General features: G+C 57.3%; 22 protein-coding genes and 3 tRNA genes. 13 read left to right on the top strand and 12 right to left on the bottom strand.

The features are described 5' to 3' along the window. The first annotated feature begins 160 nt into the window (after nt 1-160). Nucleotides 161-631, top strand: a complete 471-nt coding sequence (locus tag QFI97_RS02950) for an FxsA family protein (protein WP_076947089.1) — start codon at nt 161-163, stop codon at nt 629-631. 70 nt (nt 632-701) lie between these two features. Here the strand turns inward: QFI97_RS02950 and yjeH are convergent, their stop codons facing one another. Continuing rightward, on the bottom strand, nt 702-1,964 hold the full coding sequence (yjeH, locus tag QFI97_RS02945; RefSeq protein WP_346430555.1) for an L-methionine/branched-chain amino acid transporter: 1,263 nt from the start codon (nt 1,962-1,964) through the stop codon (nt 702-704). Between the two features lie 230 nt (nt 1,965-2,194). Between yjeH and QFI97_RS02940 the strand changes: the two genes are divergently transcribed. The 3 genes from QFI97_RS02940 (at nt 2,195) to QFI97_RS02930 (ending at nt 4,666) form a co-directional block, all read left to right on the top strand. Further along, the gene (locus QFI97_RS02940) at nt 2,195-2,488 is read left to right on the top strand and encodes a co-chaperone GroES (RefSeq protein WP_003855929.1); all 294 of its coding nucleotides are present in this window, start codon (nt 2,195-2,197) and stop codon (nt 2,486-2,488) included. Between the two features lie 44 nt (nt 2,489-2,532). Further along, on the top strand, nt 2,533-4,179 hold the full coding sequence (groL, locus tag QFI97_RS02935) for a chaperonin GroEL (RefSeq protein ID WP_095104450.1): 1,647 nt from the start codon (nt 2,533-2,535) through the stop codon (nt 4,177-4,179). 133 nt (nt 4,180-4,312) lie between these two features. Then, nucleotides 4,313-4,666, top strand: a complete 354-nt coding sequence (locus QFI97_RS02930) for a DUF4156 domain-containing protein (RefSeq protein ID WP_041143690.1) — start codon at nt 4,313-4,315, stop codon at nt 4,664-4,666. Between the two features lie 40 nt (nt 4,667-4,706). Here the strand turns inward: QFI97_RS02930 and epmB are convergent, their stop codons facing one another. Then, entirely contained in the window at nt 4,707-5,735 is a 1,029-nt protein-coding gene (epmB, locus tag QFI97_RS02925; RefSeq protein WP_095104448.1) for an EF-P beta-lysylation protein EpmB, read from the bottom strand. 40 nt (nt 5,736-5,775) lie between these two features. On the opposite strand from epmB, the gene efp reads away from it, so the two are divergent. The 4 genes from efp to sugE all read left to right on the top strand — a co-directional run bounded on the left by efp (nt 5,776) and on the right by sugE (nt 7,308). Then, a complete protein-coding gene (gene efp / locus QFI97_RS02920) occupies nt 5,776-6,342 on the top strand; it encodes an elongation factor P (protein ID WP_095104446.1) in 567 nt (188 codons plus the stop codon). A gap of 77 nt (nt 6,343-6,419) precedes the next feature. Next, entirely contained in the window at nt 6,420-6,551 is a 132-nt protein-coding gene (locus tag QFI97_RS02915) for an entericidin A/B family lipoprotein (protein ID WP_095104444.1), read from the top strand. A 153-nt stretch (nt 6,552-6,704) separates the two neighbouring features. Further along, on the top strand, nt 6,705-6,851 hold the full coding sequence (gene ecnB / locus QFI97_RS02910; protein WP_004097935.1) for a lipoprotein toxin entericidin B: 147 nt from the start codon (nt 6,705-6,707) through the stop codon (nt 6,849-6,851). A gap of 139 nt (nt 6,852-6,990) precedes the next feature. Then, entirely contained in the window at nt 6,991-7,308 is a 318-nt protein-coding gene (gene sugE / locus QFI97_RS02905) for a quaternary ammonium compound efflux SMR transporter SugE (protein ID WP_095104442.1), read from the top strand. Here the strand turns inward: sugE and QFI97_RS02900 are convergent. The 5 genes from QFI97_RS02900 to frdA form a co-directional block, all read right to left on the bottom strand. Next, the gene (locus QFI97_RS02900) at nt 7,305-7,835 is read right to left on the bottom strand and encodes a lipocalin family protein (protein ID WP_346430554.1); all 531 of its coding nucleotides are present in this window, start codon (nt 7,833-7,835) and stop codon (nt 7,305-7,307) included. The two genes, sugE and QFI97_RS02900, sit on opposite strands and share 4 nt — an antisense overlap. Nucleotides 7,836-7,946: 111 nt before the next feature. After that, on the bottom strand, nt 7,947-8,306 hold the full coding sequence (gene frdD, locus QFI97_RS02895; RefSeq protein ID WP_095104438.1) for a fumarate reductase subunit FrdD: 360 nt from the start codon (nt 8,304-8,306) through the stop codon (nt 7,947-7,949). A gap of 10 nt (nt 8,307-8,316) precedes the next feature. Beyond that, nucleotides 8,317-8,712 (bottom strand): fumarate reductase subunit FrdC, encoded by a 396-nt coding sequence (frdC, locus tag QFI97_RS02890; RefSeq protein ID WP_346430553.1) that lies wholly within the window; start codon nt 8,710-8,712, stop codon nt 8,317-8,319. Between the two features lie 10 nt (nt 8,713-8,722). Then, entirely contained in the window at nt 8,723-9,457 is a 735-nt protein-coding gene (gene frdB, locus QFI97_RS02885) for a fumarate reductase iron-sulfur protein (RefSeq protein WP_095104434.1), read from the bottom strand. Continuing rightward, nucleotides 9,450-11,240: a fumarate reductase (quinol) flavoprotein subunit gene (gene frdA, locus QFI97_RS02880; RefSeq protein WP_095104432.1), complete on the bottom strand. Its 1,791-nt coding sequence runs from the start codon at nt 11,238-11,240 to the stop codon at nt 9,450-9,452. Before frdA ends, frdB begins: the two co-directional genes overlap by 8 nt. Nucleotides 11,241-11,514: 274 nt before the next feature. On the opposite strand from frdA, the gene epmA reads away from it, so the two are divergent. Further along, entirely contained in the window at nt 11,515-12,492 is a 978-nt protein-coding gene (epmA, locus tag QFI97_RS02875; protein ID WP_095104430.1) for an elongation factor P--(R)-beta-lysine ligase, read from the top strand. Between the two features lie 82 nt (nt 12,493-12,574). Here epmA and mscM read toward each other — a convergent pair whose 3' ends face one another. From mscM to rsgA, 3 genes are all read right to left on the bottom strand, one after another. Continuing rightward, nucleotides 12,575-15,901 carry a miniconductance mechanosensitive channel MscM gene (gene mscM / locus QFI97_RS02870; protein WP_095104428.1) on the bottom strand — a complete coding sequence of 1,109 codons (3,327 nt, stop codon included), beginning with the start codon at nt 15,899-15,901 and terminating at the stop codon, nt 12,575-12,577. 23 nt (nt 15,902-15,924) lie between these two features. Continuing rightward, the gene (gene asd, locus QFI97_RS02865) at nt 15,925-16,851 is read right to left on the bottom strand and encodes an archaetidylserine decarboxylase (RefSeq protein ID WP_095104426.1); all 927 of its coding nucleotides are present in this window, start codon (nt 16,849-16,851) and stop codon (nt 15,925-15,927) included. Between the two features lie 217 nt (nt 16,852-17,068). Continuing rightward, nucleotides 17,069-18,130 (bottom strand): small ribosomal subunit biogenesis GTPase RsgA, encoded by a 1,062-nt coding sequence (gene rsgA / locus QFI97_RS02860; protein WP_095104424.1) that lies wholly within the window; start codon nt 18,128-18,130, stop codon nt 17,069-17,071. Nucleotides 18,131-18,224: 94 nt separating this feature from the next. Between rsgA and orn the strand changes: the two genes are divergently transcribed. After that, the gene (orn, locus tag QFI97_RS02855) at nt 18,225-18,770 is read left to right on the top strand and encodes an oligoribonuclease (protein ID WP_346430552.1); all 546 of its coding nucleotides are present in this window, start codon (nt 18,225-18,227) and stop codon (nt 18,768-18,770) included. A gap of 41 nt (nt 18,771-18,811) precedes the next feature. Here orn and QFI97_RS02850 read toward each other — a convergent pair whose 3' ends face one another. Beyond that, the gene (locus QFI97_RS02850; protein WP_346430551.1) at nt 18,812-19,543 is read right to left on the bottom strand and encodes a transporter substrate-binding domain-containing protein; all 732 of its coding nucleotides are present in this window, start codon (nt 19,541-19,543) and stop codon (nt 18,812-18,814) included. A gap of 287 nt (nt 19,544-19,830) precedes the next feature. Here QFI97_RS02850 and QFI97_RS02845 point away from each other — a divergent pair. The 3 genes from QFI97_RS02845 to QFI97_RS02835 all read left to right on the top strand — a co-directional run bounded on the left by QFI97_RS02845 (nt 19,831) and on the right by QFI97_RS02835 (nt 20,167). Continuing rightward, nucleotides 19,831-19,906: transfer RNA gene (locus QFI97_RS02845), tRNA-Gly, on the top strand. 86 nt (nt 19,907-19,992) lie between these two features. Then, nucleotides 19,993-20,068: transfer RNA gene (locus tag QFI97_RS02840), tRNA-Gly, on the top strand. Between the two features lie 23 nt (nt 20,069-20,091). Then, a tRNA-Gly gene (locus QFI97_RS02835) sits at nt 20,092-20,167 on the top strand. Between the two features lie 271 nt (nt 20,168-20,438). Here QFI97_RS02835 and queG read toward each other — a convergent pair. Continuing rightward, nucleotides 20,439-21,578, bottom strand: coding sequence for a tRNA epoxyqueuosine(34) reductase QueG (queG, locus tag QFI97_RS02830; protein WP_346430550.1), 1,140 nt, complete (start codon nt 21,576-21,578; stop codon nt 20,439-20,441). Between the last annotated feature and the right edge of the window lie 7 nt (nt 21,579-21,585).

Raw genomic sequence — 21,585 nt, 5'->3', positions numbered from 1 at the left:
TATTAATCTGTGAAATGAGTCACCGCTTTGCAGTTCTTGAAAAAAATAAGCGTTTCTGCTGATTGAAATGTGTCGCGTTAGCCCAATATTGATGGGATGCGAATAGCACATCTATAACTGCGGGTGCCGAGAGCGGCGCACGCTAATGAAGGAGACGCCGGTGCGTTGGATTCCGTTTTTTGCCTTTTTTTTATACGTTTATATTGAAATCTCGATCTTTATCCAGGTTTCCCATGTCCTGGGCGTGCTGCTGACGCTGATTCTGGTGATCTTTAGTTCGGTGGTCGGGATGTCGCTGGTGCGGAACCAGGGCTTCAAAAACTTTATGCTGATGCAGCAAAAAATGGCTGCCGGCGAAAGCCCGGCGGCGGAAATGATCAAAAGCGTGTCGCTGATTATTGCCGGTCTGCTGCTGCTGTTGCCGGGTTTCTTTACCGATTTCCTCGGCCTGCTGCTCCTGCTGCCGCCGGTGCAAAAACACCTGACCCTGAAGCTGATGCCGCATCTGCGCTTTAGCCGGATGCCGGGCGGCGGATTTAGCGCCGGAACCGGAGGCGGTGAGACCTTTGACGGGGAATATCAGCGTAAAGATGATGAGCGCGACCGTCTGGACCACAAAGACGACCGCTAATCCAGCAAACCCGGCAGCCGCCGGGCGCGTGGAGTGACAAGCCGGATACGCGCAGCGCGATCCGGCTTTTTTATTGGCGAACGCCCGGGGTTTCGCTCAGCGACCGGCGCCGGGGTAAAAGCAGCCACAGCGCCACCAGCACAATCAGCGCGTACAGGCTTTTCCAGCCGACCATCGCCAGCAGCAGCAGGCACAGAACGCTACCGATCGCCGCCAGCACCCGATAGCGCCCCCGCAGCAGCCGGCAGCCCGCCAGCATACACAGCAGATAGATCATAATAAAAATGCCGTTGGCGTAGACGATCAGCGCGTCGAGATTGATATCGAGCCAGTAAATGCACAGCGTGCTGATAACGCAGCAGGCCAGCACCGCATTGAGCGCATTGCGCGGGATTTGCCGGGCCGACAGGCGGGCGAGTCGGCTCTCCGGCTTGTACTGCGCCTGCGACCAGACCAGGCGGGCGAAGCTCTGGATATAGATATTGAGGCTGGCGAAGCAGGCGAGGTAGCCAATAACGCAGGCGACCCACAGCGCCTGTACGCCGAACAGGCGCACCACGATATCCGGCAACGACGCGGCGGCGGCCATTCCCTCGCCGAAGGCGTGAAAATGAAGCACCAGCACGGTACAGGCCCAGTAGACCGTACCGGCCAGCAGCAGGCCAATCATCAGTGCCCGCGGAAAATCGCGCTCCGGGGATTTAAATTCGGAAGCCAGGTGGGCAAAGGCTTCCAGGCCGACAAAGCACCAGAACATGACCGAAAGCGCGGCAAAAAGCTGCGGCTGGTCGATATCTTGCGGCGCCGGGAAGGGGATTTGCGCCGGATGGATACCGCCGCGCCACCAGATCGCGACAATCAGGGCAACAATCAGTATCGCCACCAGCGTTTGCAGGTTGGCGCTGGAGCTGGCTCCGCGCGAACCCACCCACCAGATGATGGCCAGCGTCCCCAGTTCCGCGAACAGCAGCTGGCCGTCGTGCCAGCCAAACAGAGCCTGGCTGAAGCCGGTGGCGATATGCAACGCGGCGGGTAATCCCACCGGGATGACCGACAAAAATAGCCAGCCGGTGACGCGCTCCATGCGGGGGCCGAACGCCATATTGACGAAATGCGCCACGCCGCCGGCGCTGGGATAGTGACGGCCGAGTACGGCAAAGACGATGGCTATCGGGAAGACCAGTAAAATCAGCGCCGGCCACGCCCACAGGCTGTTATCACCCGCAACCAGCGCGGCCAGAGCGGGAACGGCGAAGACGCCGGTGCCCAGTAATGATGTGGAGAGTAGGCCCACACCCTGAGCCAGCCCTAACTCCTGTTTCAAACCACTCATGATTCAACCCTGTCCCCGGCAAAACCCGAATGGTATCACAATCGTTTTTGCTTATGATGCCTGAGCGACGCGTTGTTAGTGTGCGCCCGGGCACGCGAAAAAACTTTTTTTTGACTCGCCCCTTGAATCGGTAAAACTCCATCCCCATCTCTCAGGTCACTAGCCGGAAAACCGTATACGGGCCGGTGTCATCCATAACTGATAATGACTTTCTCAAAGGAGAGCTATCAATGAGTATTCGTCCGTTACATGATCGTGTGATCGTCAAACGTAAAGAAGTTGAAACCAAATCTGCTGGCGGCATCGTTCTGACCGGTTCTGCGGCAGCCAAATCAACTCGTGGCGAAATCATCGCTGTCGGTAAGGGCCGCATCCTGGAAAACGGAACCGTGCAGCCGCTGGACGTGAAAGTTGGCGATATCGTCATTTTCAACGACGGCTACGGCGTGAAATCTGAAAAGATCGACAATGAAGAAGTGTTGATCATGTCCGAAAGCGACATCCTGGCAATTGTTGAAGCCTAATCTGCGAACGACACTGAACATACGAATTTAAGGGAAAGATTAAAATGGCAGCTAAAGACGTAAAATTCGGTAACGACGCTCGTGTGAAAATGCTGCGCGGCGTAAACGTACTGGCAGATGCAGTTAAAGTGACACTGGGCCCGAAAGGCCGTAACGTTGTCCTGGACAAATCCTTCGGTGCGCCGACCATCACTAAAGACGGCGTTTCCGTAGCGCGTGAAATCGAGCTGGAAGACAAGTTCGAGAACATGGGCGCACAGATGGTGAAAGAAGTTGCTTCTAAAGCGAACGACGCTGCAGGCGACGGTACCACCACCGCAACCGTACTGGCTCAGGCGATCATCGCTGAAGGCCTGAAAGCCGTTGCTGCGGGCATGAACCCGATGGATCTGAAACGTGGTATCGACAAAGCCGTCGTTGCCGCTGTTGAAGAACTGAAAGCGCTGTCCGTACCGTGCTCCGACTCTAAAGCTATTGCTCAGGTTGGTACCATCTCCGCTAACTCCGACGAAACCGTAGGTAAACTGATCGCTGAAGCGATGGATAAAGTCGGTAAAGAAGGCGTTATCACCGTTGAAGACGGTACCGGTCTGGAAGACGAACTGGACGTGGTTGAAGGTATGCAGTTCGACCGCGGCTACCTGTCCCCGTACTTCATCAACAAGCCGGAAACCGGTGCCGTTGAGCTGGAAAGCCCGTTCATCCTGCTGGCTGACAAAAAAGTTTCCAATATCCGCGAAATGCTGCCGGTTCTGGAAGCCGTAGCGAAAGCCGGCAAACCGCTGGTTATCATCGCTGAAGACGTTGAAGGCGAAGCCCTGGCTACGCTGGTGGTTAACACCATGCGCGGCATCGTTAAAGTGGCTGCGGTTAAAGCACCTGGCTTCGGCGACCGTCGTAAAGCTATGCTGCAGGACATCGCGACTCTGACCGGCGGTACCGTTATCTCTGAAGAGATCGGTATGGAGCTGGAAAAAGCGACTCTGGAAGACCTGGGTCAGGCAAAACGCGTTGTGATCAACAAAGACACCACCACCATCATCGATGGCGTGGGTGAAGAAGGCGCTATCCAGGGCCGCGTGACTCAGATCCGTAAGCAGATCGAAGAAGCCACTTCTGATTATGACCGTGAAAAACTGCAGGAACGCGTTGCTAAACTGGCAGGCGGCGTTGCGGTTATCAAAGTCGGTGCAGCTACCGAAGTTGAAATGAAAGAGAAGAAAGCGCGCGTTGACGATGCCCTGCACGCGACCCGTGCTGCGGTAGAAGAAGGCGTGGTTGCCGGTGGTGGCGTCGCGCTGGTGCGCGTTGCGGCTAAACTGGCTGGCCTGACTGCTCAGAACGAAGATCAGAACGTCGGTATCAAAGTTGCGCTGCGCGCAATGGAAGCTCCGCTGCGTCAGATCGTGTCCAACGCCGGTGAAGAGCCGTCTGTGGTCACTAACAACGTGAAAGCGGGCGAAGGTAACTACGGTTACAACGCTGCGACTGAAGAATACGGCAACATGATCGACTTCGGTATCCTCGACCCAACTAAAGTGACCCGTTCTGCTCTGCAGTACGCGGCCTCCGTTGCTGGTCTGATGATCACTACCGAGTGCATGGTTACCGATCTGCCGAAAAGCGATGCGGCTGATTTAGGCGCTGCTGGCGGCATGGGCGGTATGGGTGGTATGGGCGGCATGATGTAATCATGTGCTCTACCCCTTAGAAACAAAGAAACCCCCGGGCAGAAATGCTCGGGGGTTTTTCTTTTTTCCGTCTTTTTAGTATAAGGTGTACATCCGGGCCAGCGCGTCCAGCTCATTGATCATGGGGAATAACATGCAGGTAAGATATTTAGCAGGGATTGTCGGCGCAGCGTTACTGTTAGCGGGTTGCAGTTCCAGCAACGAACTGAGCTCAGGCGGGCAGAGCGTACGCTTTGTTGAAGATAAGCCGGGGGCGGATTGCCAGCTGTTGGGGACCGCGAGCGGGAAGCAGAGCAACTGGCTCTCCGGGCAGAACGGCGGCGAGGGTGGCTCCATGCGCGGCGCGGCTAATGCGCTGCGTAACCAGGCTGCGGCAATGGGCGGCAACGTGATTTACGGCGTCAGCAGCCCGACGCAGAATCTGCTGTCGAGCTTTGTGCCGACCGATAGCGAAATGAACGGTCAGGTCTATAAGTGCCCGAACTGATCGCTTTCCCCTCTCTCCATTGGGGAGAGGGGAAAGAATGCTAGCTCTGTCGTAGCTGCAAATCCAGCGGCGTCTTGCTCGGCTCTCCGCCGATTTCTCGTGCCAGCTTCGGTACCATATAACCGGATACCAGCGTCAGCAGCTCGCGCATGATGGCCCGGGCTTCTTCATCTTCGACCATAAAGTGGGCCGCGCCCTGGACCTTATCCAGCACGTGCAGGTAATACGGCATCACCCCCGCATCAAATAGCGCATTGCTCAGGTTAGCCAGCGTCTGCGCGCTATCGTTGACCCCCCGCAGCAGTACGCTTTGATTGAGCAGCGTAACGCCAGCCTGGCGTAAACGCGCCATCGCCGCGCGAAACTCAGCGTCGATTTCATTGGCGTGGTTGATATGGTTCACCAGCAGTATCTGCAGCGAAGAGCGGGCGAAACGCGCGGCCAGCGTCCCGGTGATGCGCGCCGGGATCACGATGGGCAGCCGGCTGTGAATGCGCAGACGTTTAACGTGCGGGATCGCCTCCAGCTGGGTGAGCAGCCAGTCGAGCTCATGATCTTTCGCCATCAGCGGGTCGCCGCCGGAAAAAATAATCTCATCGAGCTGCGGATGGGCCGAAATATAGTCCATCGCGGCCTGCCAGTTGCGCTTATTGCCCTGGTTATCGGCATACGGGAAGTGTCTGCGGAAACAATAACGACAATTTACCGCACAGCCGCCCTTAACCAGCAGCAGCGCGCGGTTGGCGTATTTGTGCAGCAGGCCGGGCACGACGCTGTGCTGCTCCTCCAGCGGATCGGTGGAGAAACCGGGGGAGGCGATGAACTCTTCCTGCGAAGTAAGTACTTGACGCAAAAGAGGATCGTTGGGGTTTCCTCGCTCCATACGGGCGATGAAAGCCCGGGGAACGCGCAGCGCAAAGAGGCGCTTCGCATCGCGCCCTGCCAATAAGTTTGCATCAGCGTCTACATTTAAAAGATGCAGCAGTTCATCAGGACTGGTCACAACATCGGCAAGTTGCGTTAACCAATCTTCTCTGGATGGGGTATTTAGGGTTACAATATGCGCCATTTTGTGGCTTAGCTACCAATTAACAATTTCAGAGGGCCTTATGGCGACTTACTATAGCAACGATTTTCGTGCCGGTCTTAAAATCATGATGGACGGCGAACCTTATGCCGTTGAAGCGAGTGAATTCGTAAAACCGGGAAAAGGCCAGGCTTTCGCCCGCGTTAAGCTGCGTCGCCTGCTGACCGGCACCCGCGTAGAAAAAACCTTCAAGTCTACCGACTCCGCTGAAGGCGCAGACGTTGTGGATATGAACCTGACTTACCTGTACAACGACGGTGAGTTCTATCACTTCATGAACAACTCCACTTTCGAGCAGCTGGCTGCCGATGCGAAAGCCGTTGGTGAAAGCGCTAAATGGCTGCTGGATCAGGCTGAGTGCATCGTGACCCTGTGGAACGGTCAGCCTATCTCCGTGACCCCGCCGAACTTCGTTGAGCTGGAAATCGTTGAAACCGATCCGGGTCTGAAAGGCGATACCGCAGGTACCGGCGGTAAACCGGCTACCCTGACCACTGGCGCAGTGGTTAAAGTTCCGCTGTTTGTGCAGATTGGCGAAGTGATTAAAGTGGATACCCGCTCTGGCGAATACGTATCTCGCGTGAAGTAATTCACGTCTCTGATGGTTGGCGCAGCGCGACGCTGCGCCCTCTATGGCGCGCAAGCTATCGATAGCAGGCAAGGACGATGAACAACACCTTAAAGCTTATGGCATTGCTGCTTCTCAGCGGCGCTCTGCTGGCCGGCTGTCATACGGTCCACGGCGTTGGCGAAGATATCCGCAGCCTGGGGCACGCCATCTCTCACGCTGCCAGCTAAGCACCGATTTTCTCTCCTCTTCTTCTGAATTCGCGCCTCCCGGCGTACCGCATCGCTTTTTGTCTTAAAAAACGCTGAGATCCCTTCATCCCGGGTCAGTTTGTCTATGCTTATAGGGCACGATAACTAAAACTGGTAAATAAGGATGACATTATGGTGAAAAAAGCGATTGCAGCGTTCTTTACGGTTTTGGCGCTCTCCTCTGTGCTGACCGCATGTAATACAACGCGTGGTGTCGGTCAGGATATTTCAGAAGGCGGCAGCGCCATTTCCGGCGCGGCGACGAAAGCCCAGCAATAGACCTGACGGTACGGTCGCCGGCCGTACCGTTCTTTTCATCTCCTGCGCCGTTGTTTATAATATCCGCGCTTTTTCACTCACCTTGCGGGACGACCCGTAAGCGTACCGCATCCGGGGACGGCCCCATCTAGGGAGCCTTATGTCCTGGTTAATTTTGTTTATCGCCGGCCTGCTGGAAGTGGTCTGGGCGGTTGGTCTGAAGTACACCCACGGTTTTAGCCGCCTGATACCCAGCGCCATCACCATCGTGGCAATGGTGGTCAGCATGGCGCTGCTGTCATGGGCGATGAAAACGCTGCCGGTAGGCACCGCTTACGCGGTGTGGACGGGCATTGGCGCCGTCGGCGCGGCGATTGCCGGTATCGTGTTACTGGGCGAGTCCGCCAGCCCGATGCGTATTGCCAGCCTGGCGTGCATCGTCATCGGTATTATCGGCCTCAAGCTCAGCGCCCATTAATAGCGCTGGTTTACCCAGATCAGCTTGCTCACGTCGAAGCCCTGCCGGGAGGCGATATCCAGCATCTGCTGTTTCACCTCCGGCTCGATTTTCGGCGTGCGCGCCAGCAGCCAGAGATAATCCCGATCCGGTCCGCACACCAGCGCGTAGCGATAATCTTTGTCGAGCGCAATGACGTTGTAGCCGCCGTAGAAGGGGCCAAAAAAGGAGACTTTTAGCGCCGCCCGATTGGTCTCGCCGGTGAAGTAGGCTACGCCATCCGTTTTTTGCCATACGCCGCGATCGGGGTTATAGCCTTTATTGACGACGTTCAGCCCGCCGTCGTCGCGCAGGCTGTAGGTTGCTGTGACCTTCTCCAGGCCGCGCTCAAAGCTATGGTCGAAGCGGGCGATTTCATACCAGGTGCCGAGATAGCGCTGGGTATCAAACGGGCTGACCACCGTCACGCCCTGCGGAGGCGTCGGGGTGCTACAGGCAACAACCAGAAACGAGGCGGCAACAGCGGCAATCATTGGCAGCAGACGCATACTATTTTCCTTGCTGGTTTTTAGCTAAGTGTAGATTCTGGCGAGGGAAAGACGGGAAAATATTCAGCAAAAGAGAGCCCGGTAACATTACGCCACCGGGCATCAGGACGTTTAGATAAACAATACGCCGACCAGCGTTACCACGCTCAGAATGGCGGCCAGTCCGTAGAACACCCACTTCCCGTTAGGGACGTGAATTTTCAGGTCATGCATGGCGTGATGAATGCGGTGGAGCCCGCACCACAGCGGCAGGACGATCATCAGGAAGATAAATGCCCGGCCAATAAAGCTCTGGGCAAAGCCGAGCACGCGTTCGTAGCTGAAGGCGTCAGCGGGCGCCAGGCCTAGCGGCAGCAGAATACCGACCAGCAGTATCATCACCGGAGTAATAATGGCGCTCCACATGCCGCCGGCGCCAAACAGCCCCCAGAATACCGGTTCATCGGAACGTTTTGGGTTGGGATTGATCATTCCAGCCTCCTTACCAGAACAGGGCGATAAGCAGGATCGCCGCTGTTGCTACCGCAGTCACCACCCAAAGCCCTTTAATAACCGGCTCTGGCCCCATTTTCTCGCCTTTGACAATGATATTGGCGGCTTTCGGCGCCAGTTCGAACCAGGTTTTGCTATGCAGCAGCGCTGCGCCCAGGGCGATCAGGTTCAGGATCACCACCAGCGGATTTTGCAGGAAGCCAACGTATCCCGCCCAGCTTTCCGCCCCGTGCTTCAGGGCAAACAGTCCGTAAATCAGGATGATGCTGAACCAGACGGCCGGTACCGCCGTTCCTTCACGCAGCATGTAGAAGCGATAAAACGGCAGCTTTTTCCACCAGGTGGACGTCATCGGCCGCACGTAGGGCTTGCGTTTAGTCGTCATAATGCACTCCTTAGCGTGGTTTCAGGGTGGCGATAAGAAAGTCTTTCGAGCTTTCTACCTTGCCCTGCTGAATGGCGGCCGCCGGGTCGACGTGCTTCGGGCAGACTTCCGAGCAGTAGCCCACGAAGGTACAGGTCCAGACGCCGTTCTGACCGTTAAGCTGCGCCATACGTTCCTTTTTCCCGTGGTCGCGGCTGTCCTCGTTGTAACGATGGGCGAGGGTGATGGCCGCCGGGCCGATAAACTCCGGGTTAAGGCCAAACTGTGGGCAGGCGGCGTAGCACAGGCCGCAGTTGATGCAGCCGGAGAACTGATGGTACTTCGCCATCTGCGCCGGAGTCTGTTTGTTTGGCCCCTGATCCGGGGTACGCGGGTTGCCGATAATATAGGGCTTAATCGCCTCCAGGCTCTCGATAAAGTGGGTCATATCGACCACCAGATCGCGCTCGATCGGGAAGTTAGCCAGCGCTTCGACCTTAATGCCCTTGGTGTATTCACGCAGGAAGGTTTTACATGCCAGCTTCGGCACCTTGTTGACCATCATCCCGCAGGAGCCGCAAATCGCCATCCGGCAGGACCAGCGGTAGCTGAGATCCGCCGCGAGGTTGTCTTTGATATAGCCTAGCGCGTCGAGCAGTGAGGTTTGCTCGTCATAAGGAACCTCATAGAACGCGCTGTGCGGCGCGGTGTCCACTTCCGGGTTGTAGCGCACCACCTCGATTTTCAGGTTCTTCATCTCAGCCATTGCTCGTCTCCTTCTTCTCGGCTGCTTCCGCTTCTGCGCCATATACGCGTTTTGCCGGCGGCAGAGTGGTGATCTTCACATCGCCATACTCGAGGCGCGTGGTGCCATCGGCATCGCGGAATGCGAGCGTATGCTTGAGGAAATTGACGTCGTCGCGCTCGGTGCAGCCTTCATCCAGACGCTGATGCGCGCCGCGGGACTCTTTACGCGCAAGGGCAGAGTGGGCCATACATTCCGCCACGTTCAGCCCGTGACCCAGCTCGATGGTATACAGCAGGTCGGTATTGAACACGCTGGAGCTGTCGGTAATGCGTACGCGCCTGAAGCGCTCCTGCAACTCCGCCAGCTTATCGACGGTTTTCTGCATCAGCTCCGGCGTACGGTAGATCCCGCAGCCTTCTTCCATTGACAGGCCCATCTCGTCGCGAATCTTCGCCCAGTTCTCGTCACCTTCCTGATTGATAAGATCTTTCAGCCGCTTTTCTACGTCGGCGGTCTGCGCATCCAGCGCGCTCACGTTGGCTTCTTTGGCCTCAGCCGCTCGCCTGATGGCCTGCTCGCCGGCGAGGCGGCCAAAGACCACCAGCTCTGCCAGCGAGTTGGAGCCAAGGCGGTTGGCGCCGTGAAGGCCGACCGACGAGCATTCGCCCACGGCGAACAGCCCCTTGATGCGGCTTTCACAGTTCTGGTCGGTTTCGATACCGCCCATGGTATAGTGCGCGGTTGGGCGTACAGGAATCGGCTCTTTAACCGGGTCGACGCCCACGTAGGCCTTCGCCAGTTCGCAGATAAAGGGCAGGCGCTCCAGCAGCTTTTTCTCACCTAAATGGCGCAGGTCGAGATAAACCACGTCGCCGCGCGGCGTCGGAATGGTGTTGCCTTTACGCCATTCGTGCCAGAAGGCCTGGGAGACTTTGTCGCGCGGGCCGAGCTCCATATATTTGTTTTTCGGCTCGCCGAGCGGCGTTTCCGGACCCATGCCGTAATCCTGCAGGTAGCGATAGCCGTCCTTGTTGACCAGAATGCCGCCTTCGCCGCGGCAGCCTTCCGTCATCAGAATACCGGAGCCAGGAAGGCCGGTCGGGTGATACTGCACGAACTCCATATCGCGCAGAGGAACGCCGTGGCTCAGCGCGATGCCCATCCCGTCGCCGGTGACGATGCCGCCGTTGGTGTTGTAGCGATAGACGCGTCCTGCGCCGCCGGTGGCCATCACCACCGCGTTAGCGCGGATTTGCACCAGCGAGCCTTCCATCATATTCATCGCCACCAGGCCACGGGCCTGGCCATCGTCGACCAGAATATCGAGGACGAAATGCTCGTCGAAACGCTGGATCTGCGGGAACTGAAGGGAGGTCTGGAACAGGGTATGCAGCATATGGAAGCCGGTTTTATCGGCCGCGAACCACGTGCGTTCGATTTTCATCCCGCCGAAGCGGCGGACGTTGACGCTACCGTCAGGACGGCGGCTCCACGGGCATCCCCACTGTTCGAGCTGGGTCATTTCCGTCGGGCAATGATGGACGAAGTAGTCGACGACATCCTGCTCACAAAGCCAGTCGCCGCCGGCTACGGTGTCGTGAAAATGGTACTCAAAGCTGTCATGATCCTGGGTCACGGCGGCGGAGCCGCCTTCAGCCGCAACGGTGTGGCTGCGCATGGGGTAGACTTTTGAAATCAGTGCGATTTTGGCATTTGGATTAGCCTGCGCTGCGGCGATTGCAGCGCGAAGACCTGCTCCGCCAGCGCCAATTACGGCAAGATCGGCTTGAAAAGTTTGCACGACATTCCTCCAGTTTTTGTTTATTTCGCCGCCGGGCTGGCGAAAATGTGTCACTGCTCCTTTATAGGTAAAGAAGTATAGCCTTAGGGTCGGTAGGGAAAATTGACGTGTTCGATTTTTTTATCGATATGTGCGGTGATTTATCAGCACGATTGATGCTTCCTGGTGATTTATAAATTTTCTGAATTCTTTAAGGCGCCGTCGGCACAAAATTTGTCTCACCCGCCGGTTACGAGTAGACTTCGTGCCCTTGTCTGAAATCGGAGAAAGTACCATGAGCGAGACGGCAACCTGGCAGCCGAGCGCGTCTATTCCAAACCTGTTAAAACGCGCGGCTGTGATGGCGGAAATTCGTCGTTTCTTTACCGACCGCGGCGTGCTGGAGGTGGAGACGCCCTGCATGAGTCAGGCAACGGTAACGGATATTCACCTGTTTCCGTTCCAGACCCGTTTCGTCGGCCCCGGCTATTCGCAGGGGATGGATCTGTATCTGATGACCAGCCCGGAATACCATATGAAGCGCCTGCTGGCAGCGGGCTGCGGTCCGGTCTTCCAGCTGTGCCGCAGCTTCCGCAATGAAGAGATGGGGCGTCACCACAACCCGGAATTCACCATGCTGGAGTGGTATCGTCCGTGCTATGACATGTATCGTCTGATTAATGAGGTCGATGATTTACTGCAGCAGGTGCTGGAGTGCCAGCCGGCGGAAAGCCTCTCCTATCAGCAGGCGTTCCTGCGCCATCTTGAGCTCGATCCGCTGTCGGCCGATAAGACGCAGCTGCGCGAAGCGGCGGCGAAGCTCGACCTGAGCAATATCGCCGATACGGAAGAAGATAGGGATACGCTGCTGCAGCTGCTGTTTACCATGGGCGTCGAGCCGCATATCGGCAAGGACCGTCCGACCTTTATCTATCACTTCCCGGCAAGCCAGGCGTCGCTGGCGCAGATCAGCACTGAAGATCACCGCGTCGCGGAGCGCTTTGAGGTCTATTACAAGGGAATTGAGCTGGCGAACGGCTTCCACGAGCTGACCGACGCCCGCGAACAGCAGCAGCGTTTCGAGCAGGATAACCGCAAGCGTGCGGCCCGCGGCCTGCCGCAGCAGCCGATTGACGGCAATCTGCTGGAAGCCCTGAAAGCGGGCCTCCCGGACTGCTCCGGCGTGGCGCTGGGGGTCGATCGCGTGGTGATGCTGGCGCTGGGGGCTGAAAGCATCGGCGAAGTGATCGCCTTTACCGTCGATCGCGCCTGACCTGGCCGAATATCTCTCTCTGGCCGCGCAAGGCCAGGGGGCAGACCCTACCCGGCGCACGAGCCGCCGGGTAGGGTCTAACTTACAGGCTGCCCGCCGTGCGGCTGGATTTCCCCGCTGAGGTCATGGCTCTGCTGCTCTTCCTGCCGTCAATGCTTTCCAGACGCATCTGGAACGGCGGGAACGGCATGTCGATACCGTGCTCGCGATAGCCTGCCAGAATCAGCTTATGGATCTCGTGGCGCAGCGGCATACGGTGGCCCATCTCGGCGGCGTAGATACGCAGCTCGAAAATCTGAATCCCCTGCTGCAGATCGACGAGGAAGGCCTCGGGCGCCGGCGTATCGATAACCAGCGAGCAGCGGTGGGCGGCGTTAATCAGAATCTGCGTGACCTCTTCGGTATTCGCATCCGCCGGGGCCGGCACCGTCAGCACCACGCGGGTGACGGAGTCAGACAGCGACCAGTTGATAAACTGCTCGGTGATGAACGCCTTATTCGGCACGATAATCTCTTTCCGGTCCCAGTCGCTGATGGTGGTGGCGCGGGTATTGATGCGGGTGATGCTGCCGGTCAGATCGCGGATGGTCACCGTATCGCCAATACGTATCGGCTTTTCAAACAGAATAATCAGGCCTGAGATAAAGTTGGCGAAGATCTCCTGCAGGCCAAAACCGAGGCCGACGCCGAGCGCCGCTACCAGCCACTGCAGCTTCGCCCACTCAATACCGATCATCGAGAAGCCCATCAGGCCGCCAATCAGCATCAGCAGGTATTTGGTAATGGTGGTGATCGCGTAGCCGGTGCCCGGCGTGAGGTCCAGGTGCTGCAGAATCGCCAGCTCCAGCAGCGCAGGGAGGTTGCGTACCAGCTGGGTGGTGATAATCAGCACCAGAATCGCGATCAGCACCGCCCCAAGCGTAATCGGCTCGAGGCTTTCAACGCCCTGCACCGTAGAGGTCGCATCCCACAGCGAGATATTCTCGAGGAAGCCAAACGCCGAATGGATTTCTGACCACAACACGATCACCGAGACCAGGGCTACCAGCATCAGCAGCGAGCGCACCAGCCGCAGCGACCGGGTACTGATCGCATCGAGATCGATTTCACTGACGTCGATCTCCGCGGACCCTTCAGGGCTGCTGGAGTGCGCGATCTCATCTTCGCCCCGCGCGCGTTGGGCAAGAATTTCCGCCCGCCGATGCTTGGCGCGATCGAAGGCCAGCCGGCGGCGCTGAATCAGCATCCAGCGGCGGATGATGTGATAGACCACGAGCAGTAAGAACCAGATCGCCACCGACGTTTCCAGCCTGGCCAGCAGCGCCTGGGCGGTCGCCAGGTAGCCGATGGCCGCCGCCAGCATGGCAATGAGCGGCGCGCCCAGCAGTAGGTTCCACAGCATGCGGTTAACCATATTATCGCCGCTCCCTGATTTATCGAGATACAGCGGAATACCGGCATGCTTGAGGCTCAGCGTGACCAGCGCCAGCGCCCCGCAAATCAACAGGAAGCACAGGCGGCCGAGGGAGGCCGAGAACTCACGGTCGTTGAGGTTATCGAACATAATCAGCGCAATGATCAGCGGGACGATCAGCCCGATGCTCATCAGGTAGTAGCGCATGGCCTTGGTGACCCGGCTACGCGGCCAGCCGAAGTGGGCGATAAACAGGCCGTTCGGACGCGCAAAGGTGGCGCAAATCATCACTACCCACAGCAGCGGTACCGTGGCGGTGACGCTTTCGCCGATGGCCACCGCCAGCGGGAAGGGCCAGGCGGATTGCAGACCATAGCCCAGGGTCATCCACAGCACCGGGAGCGGCGAGGCCACCAGAATCGACCAGAACACGGTGCGCAGGGTGAGCCAGAAATGGTCCTGGGTCACTTTGCCAACGCGGGCGCTGGAACGCTCAAGGAAGCGGGTGAAGTGGCGACGCGAGCTGATGCTGAAACCAACCAGAATCAGCGCGCCAAACAGCGGCAGCAGCGTCTCCTTGCTGGTTAACATCATCGCGCTGGCTTTGCCTAGCTGGCTGACGGTATCGAGAGAGACCAGGCGACGCAGATCGTGAGCAATTTCCAGCGGCCATGAAAAACCGATTGGGCTGACGTCCGAGGTCCAGAACAGATAGCGGTGGGTCGCTTCGTTCATCTCTTTCAGGGCGTCTTCAAGCTGGCCGTTAGCCACTTTGAGCTTGGTCAGCTCCAGAATCAGCGTATCGCCGCCCTGCAGCAGCGAGTTGAGCAGCTCGCTTTGCGTGCGCAGCTGCGCTTCAAGAATACGATTCTGCTCGCTGGTCAGCGCCTGACCGTCGGCCTGGCGCAGCTGACGGAGCTGCGTCTGGCTGCCGAGGAGGTCCTCAAAGCGCAGCCGCTGCACCCGCAGCTGGGCCATTTCGGTATCCAGCTGCTGGGGTTTTGGCGTCTCCGGCAGACGGGCGACCTGGGCGCGTAGCGCTTCGCCCAGCAGGCTGGAGGCGCCCAGCCACTGCGACTGCTCGCGCAGCGTATTGAGCGCCTGGCGAACCTGGAGCGTCTGGCTGGAGGCCTGACGCTGCTGTGAAGCAACCAGGTCCATGCGCTGAGCCTGCTGGTTTAACGCCTGCGACAGCTCGCGGTTAACTTTAAACTGGGCCACCAGCTCCGGCGGCAGGTTTTCGCTGTTCTCCGCCAGCAGCTCGGTGCTTTCCAGCGCCTTTTCGGCTTCGCGCTGGCGCTGGCTGTTGAGCTGATTACGCAAGCCCTGCAGGTAGCCGTCGAGCAGCTTGCTTTGCTTTTGCGCCAGATCGGCGCGCATGCGCGACAGCTCCTGGCGATTGTTGGCGGAGAGCTGCGCCAGGTCCAGCTCGTTGACCAGCGCTTTCAGGCGCGCGGATTCCGCCTGCAGGCTCAGATTTTGTGCCTGTGCCAGCGGCGTATTGCTGGTCTGCGCGCCGACGCGGCGCTCAACGTCGTTCAGCTGACGGCGGGCGTCGGTTTGCTGCTGCGGAAGCTGGTTGAGCGAATCGGCGATATCGCGGGCGCGCTCCTGCTCCTGCTGGGCCTGACGGCTGGCTTCGAGCAGCTGGCTGCTGACCTGCAGGATTTCCTGATTCAGGGCATCGGTGGAGAGCGTCGTTGATACCTGGCGCGGTTCATCGGCCAGGTTGTTGATCTGCGAACGCAGGGTCTGGAATAGCTTGGGGAAGTTATCGATAACCTGCTGATACTGACGCGTACGCTCGAGGGAAGCGCTACGCTCCTCAAGCGCGTTCAGAGCGGACTGTAGCGCTTCTACGGTACCAGGCTGGGCGGGTTTTGCCGCCTTCGCCTGTTCCAGTTCCTGAGCTATCTGTTTCGCGTCCGGGGCTGTCGCTGCGTACGCCCCCAGACTGAGGCTCCAGGCCAGCAGGAAAATATATATCAGGCGCACGGCATAACCCTTTTTGTCAGCTATTAACCTTCGTCTTGCGTATCGTCGCTCAGAATGCTGGCGTCGCCTTCGGTCGTGGACATGGTCTCAACGGCGGTTGCCAGCGGTTGACCAAGCTTAGTGACCGAGAGGTTCTGCAGCTGTTCGAGCAGTTTTACCTTGCCCGGGGCAAACAGGTTGATCACCGTCGAACCGAGTTTGAAGCGACCCATCTCCTGGCCTTTCAGCAGGGCAATGGAGCCTTCGCTGTCGCCCGCAGGCCAGGTCCAGCGCTTAATGACGCCTTCACGCGGCGGGGTAACGGTACCGGACCACACGGTTTCAATGCTGCCAACGATGGTCGCACCGACCAGAATTTGCGCCATCGGACCAAATTCAGTATCGAACAGGCAGATGACGCGCTCGTTGCGGGCGAACAGATTCGGTACGTTCTGCGCGGTCAGGTGGTTAACGGAGAACAGATCGCCCGGGACGTAGATCATTTCGCGCAGAATACCGTTACACGGCATGTGGACGCGGTGGTAGTCACGCGGCGACAGATAGGTGGTTGCGAAGTTACCGTTGCGGAACAGCTCGGCCATCTGGTAATTACCGGCCAGCAGCGCTTCCAGCGTGTAGTTGTGGCCTTTGGCCTGCAGAATTTTATCGTCTTCGATAGCTCCCAGCTGGCTAATTGCGCCATCGGCAGGCATGACCAGCACGTTCGGATCGGTGTTCAGCGGACGTGCTTCATCACGCAGCGGTCGAACAAAGAAATCGTTAAAGGTGCGGTAGCTGGCGGTATCGGGCTTCTGCGCCTCTTTCATATCGACCTTGTAGCACTTCACGAACAGGTCGATGACCAGTTTCGTCAGCCAGCCCGCTCGTTTGCTCGCACCCCAGCCTGCGAGGCGGGTAAGCCACAGTTTAGGCAGAATGTATTGCAGCGAAAGTTTAAGATCGTTTAACAAGGTAGCCTCCAGGCCATTATTTGTCGTTCCTGACCCCGCAAAGCGTCGGGGACCTGAAAAAGGGGTCGATTCTATACGTAAACGCATCCGGGTTGCATCAAGGCTGCAGGTCTGCGAATCCCCGGCAGCATAGAGAGCTATGTGGGCGGGGGGAATACGCGCAGCCAACGCAGAGCAGCCTGAAGGATGAAACGTATAGCGACGCTCAGCTTAAATGTCAGTCATCGGATGATGAAAAGCTTTTACGCGTTTTTACCTGCACTTCGTTCATGCTTTCCAGAATGCGGTGGTAGTTTTCAAAACGGCGCTCATTGATGCTGCCATTTTCAACCGCTTCGCGAATCGCGCAGCCCGGATCGGTATCATGCTTGCAGTCGCGATATTTGCAACGGCCTAAATAATCGTGAAATTCGACAAAACCGTTGGTGATTTGTTCCGCATCAAGATGCCAGAGGCCAAATTCGCGCACGCCAGGGGAGTCAATCACGTCGCCGCCCTGCGGGAAGTGATAGAGGCGCGCGGCGGTGGTGGTGTGCTGGCCAAGGCCCGAGTTGTCAGAGACGTCGTTGGTCAGGATCCGATCGTCGTTCAGGCCCAGCAGCGCGTTCAGCAGGCTGGATTTACCCACCCCGGACTGCCCGGCAAAGATGCTGATGCGGCCGGTGAGGGCCTCTTCAAGCGGCTTCAGGCCGTCCTGGGTCCGGCTTGATACCATCAGCACGGGATAGCCAATTTTGCGGTAGATATCCATCTGCTCATTGACGAACGCTAAGGCGTCCTCATCCAGCAGGTCGATCTTGTTGAGCACAATCAGCGGCTCGACGTCCAGGGCTTCGCTCGCCACCAGATAGCGGTCAATAATGTTTAACGACAGCTCGGGTAAAATCGCGGAAACGATGACGATCTGATCGATGTTGGCGGCGATGGGCTTAACGCCATCATAGAAATCCGGACGCGTCAGGACCGAGGTCCGCTCGTGCACGGCCTCAACGATACCTTTTACTCTAACGCCGTCAGCGGCGTCTTTGCCTGGGCGCCAGACTACGCGATCGCCGGTTACCAGCGAACGGATCGTCCGGCGAATGTTGCAGCGGTGGACGCCACCGTCAACGGATTCAACGTCGGCATGCATGCCGAAGCGGCTGATGACGATGCCTTCGGAGGTCTCGCCAAACAGATTGTCATCGTAGTCGGCCTTCTCCGAAGTCGTTTTCAGGCGGCGCTGGTGGTTGGCCTTGACGCGGCGCTGTTGGCCTTTGGAGAGTTTATTTTTACTCAATCGAACTGGCTCCTGGTCGCCCTGTAGGGGCAAAACCTCTATGATACACGCTATTTTAGATGAATATAGTCACGCAAGAAGGGTGGAAAATAGCATGAGTGCAGATGAAAACAACCTGATTTGGATCGATCTTGAAATGACGGGGCTGGATCCGGAGCGCGATCGCATTATCGAAATCGCCACCCTGGTGACCGATGCAAACCTCAACATTCTGGCGGAAGGGCCGACGATTGCGGTACACCAGTCTGATGCGCAGCTGGCGCTGATGGACGAGTGGAACGTGCGCACGCATACCGGCAGCGGGCTGGTGGAGCGCGTCAAGGCCAGCACCGTGGGCGATCGCGAAGCGGAGCTGGCGACTATCGAATTCCTCAAGCAGTGGGTGCCTGCGGGTAAATCGCCGATTTGCGGCAACAGCATTGGCCAGGACCGCCGCTTTCTCTTTAAATATATGCCAGAGCTGGAAGAGTACTTTCACTACCGCTACCTTGACGTCAGCACCCTGAAAGAGCTGGCGCGCCGCTGGAAGCCGGAAATCCTCGATGGCTTTAAAAAGCAGGGCACCCATCAGGCGATGGACGATATTCGCGAATCGGTGGCGGAGCTGGCCTACTACCGCGAGCACTTTATCAAGCTGTAACCGTGCTGCCGGGGTCGGACGGCCCCGGCGACAGGCCAGAACTATTTAAACCACTTTTGCTCCATTTGCCCGAATTCAGGGGAGGCCTTGACGACCTCCAGCGCGGCATTCAGCGCATTGAGCAGTTCAGGGTCATCCTGACGCACCGCGATCGCCAGCTGCTTGCCATAATATTTGGCATCGGTTGCCTGCTCGTCGATGATGGCGTAATCCGGATTGTCCTGCAGCCATGTCTCGGCGCTGGCGCGATCGCTCATCACCCCGATAATGCTCCCCTCTTTCAGCGCGCTGAACGCGGCGTCGTTGCTATCGTAAGAGACGACGTTCACCTCTTTTTGCTTATCGTGCAGATAGCGCTGGTGAATGCTGCCTTTCGCGACGCCGAGCTTTTGGCCTTTCAGGTCAGCAAAACCGTGGGCGCTATTCTTCGCGGTGACAACCACGCCGGACAGCTGCTGGCGATAGGGCTGAGTGAAGGCTACCCGCCTTTCGCGCATCGGGACGATCTCGATCCCGGCGATGATGGCGTCGAATTTCTTAAAGCGCAGCGCCGGGATCAGGGTATCGAAGCTCTGGGGCGTAAATGTGCACTCAGCCTGCATCTGTTTACAGAGCGCCCTGGCGAGATCGATATCAAAACCGGCAGGCTGGTTTTTGGCGTTGACGGTTTCGAAGGGCGGATTGGCCGTCGTGGTACCAAAATGCAGCGTCGTTGCCGATGCCGTTCCCATAGCTAGCGCGATCAGCAGCAGGAAGGAGAGCGTATTTTTCATCTTAATTTCCCTGTTTGTCATTGTTGTTGACCGTCTATGGGGAGATCGTACCCGCAGACCGGGGCGATTTTGCGCCTTTAACAAGGTGTGAAAAAGTTATTTTGCCTTACGCGCTGCTTATTTATACAATTCAGGACGCTATCTGGCGATAAAATGTCCATTCAGATAAAAATAGAAAAAAAGTGCTCGCTGGGGGGTTGCAGCTAAATCGAATTCTCGTATAATGCGCCTCCCGTGACGAAGCAGAAATGCAAATCACGACGCCATAGAAATATGGCAAGAAGTACGCGGGAATAGCTCAGTTGGTAGAGCACGACCTTGCCAAGGTCGGGGTCGCGAGTTCGAGTCTCGTTTCCCGCTCCAAAATTTGAAAGGCACTATCCTAATCACAGGATTTCGGCTTGCGGTAAAGCTACTCAGGTAGCGGCAGGTTGAAAGACGAAGATTAAGCGGGAATAGCTCAGTTGGTAGAGCACGACCTTGCCAAGGTCGGGGTCGCGAGTTCGAGTCTCGTTTCCCGCTCCAAATTTGATAGTTACCACACCCAAGCGGGAATAGCTCAGTTGGTAGAGCACGACCTTGCCAAGGTCGGGGTCGCGAGTTCGAGTCTCGTTTCCCGCTCCAAAATTTCTTCCTCATACTCAATTTATCCACAGTGCAAATCGCGCCGGGGATGCCTTCCGTTGAATACGGGAAAATACTGTAAACAGAGTTATCCACAGGTTAAATGCAAACGACGCGTTGCTGAAAAACTTCGACTTTTGAATAATATCAATTCATCTCATTGAAATTTAACAATAAAATTTCATTTCAAAGTGTTAATACGATCACTTGACGTTCGTCTGCATGTTGAAACGCAATGTGTTTTTGTTTTTATTCACAGCCTGTGAATGAATCAGGCGTCTCTCGGCAGCCCTTTTTCAATCACCCTGACCAGCCGCTGTTTCTTCGGCAGCTGCACCTCAACCGCGCCGGCATTGCGCCTGGCAATTTGCTGCTCTATCGCCCACTCGATATGCTCATCGAGAAGCGGATGCTCGCCCCGACGGCTCTCAAGCGCCTTGAGATTCGCTTCATCCCACGGAGCATTTCCCAGCGCAACGGCAATGTTGCGTAACCAGCGCAGATGGCCAATACGGCGAATTGCCGATCCTTCGGTCACCTTCAGAAAATGACTCTCACTCCAGGCAAACAGCTCTACCAGCGGCGGCGCGTGCAGCGCTTTTCGCGGGCTGAAATCCTCTTCATCCGTGAGCTGGGAAAAGCGGTTCCACGGGCAAATCAGCTGGCAGTCGTCGCAGCCGTAAATGCGGTTGCCGATCAGCGGGCGGAACTCGGCGGGTATCGCGCCTTCCAGCTCAATGGTCAAATAGGAGATGCAGCGGCGGGCGTCGACGGTATAGGGCTCGACGATCGCGCCGGTCGGACAGATCGTCATGCAGGCCACGCAGCGCCCGCACTCTTCGGCGACCGGCCGATCGACGGGCAGGGGGATATCAACCAGCAGCTCGCCGAGGAAAAAGAACGAGCCGGCATCGCGGTTAATAATAAGCGAGTGCTTGCCCGTCCAGCCAAGACCCGCTTTTTCCGCCAAAGGACGCTCCAGAACAGGCGCGGAATCGACAAACGGTCTAAAATTGAGCGAAGCACACTGTTCCTGAATCATCTCACCAAGTTTTTTCAGGCGGTTACGTAGCAGCTTATGATAATCACGCCCAAGGGCATAACGGCTGACGTAACCCAGCGCGGGATCTTTCAGGGTGCGGGCAAAAGCGGCATTCGCTGGCAGGTAGTTCATCCGTACGCTGATGACGCGTAACGTACCGGGAAGAAGCTCATGAGGGCGCGCGCGCATCATGCCGTGGCGCGCCATCCATTCCATCTCTCCGTGGTATTGTTTGTCCAGCCATGCCTGCAGTTTGGGTTCGTTGACGCTGAGATCGGTATCGGTGATACCCACCTGCTGGAACCCTAATTCAGTGCCCCATTGCTTGATTTGCTGCGCTAACTTATTGAGATCGAGGGGCTGTAACATGATGGAC

Source organism: Klebsiella scottii, from assembly GCF_036561945.1.
In the GTDB taxonomy this organism is placed as follows: Bacteria; Pseudomonadota; Gammaproteobacteria; order Enterobacterales; family Enterobacteriaceae; genus Klebsiella; species Klebsiella scottii.
The sequence above is the reverse complement of the archived record's forward strand: the minus strand, read 5'-3'. Positions and strand labels throughout refer to the sequence as shown.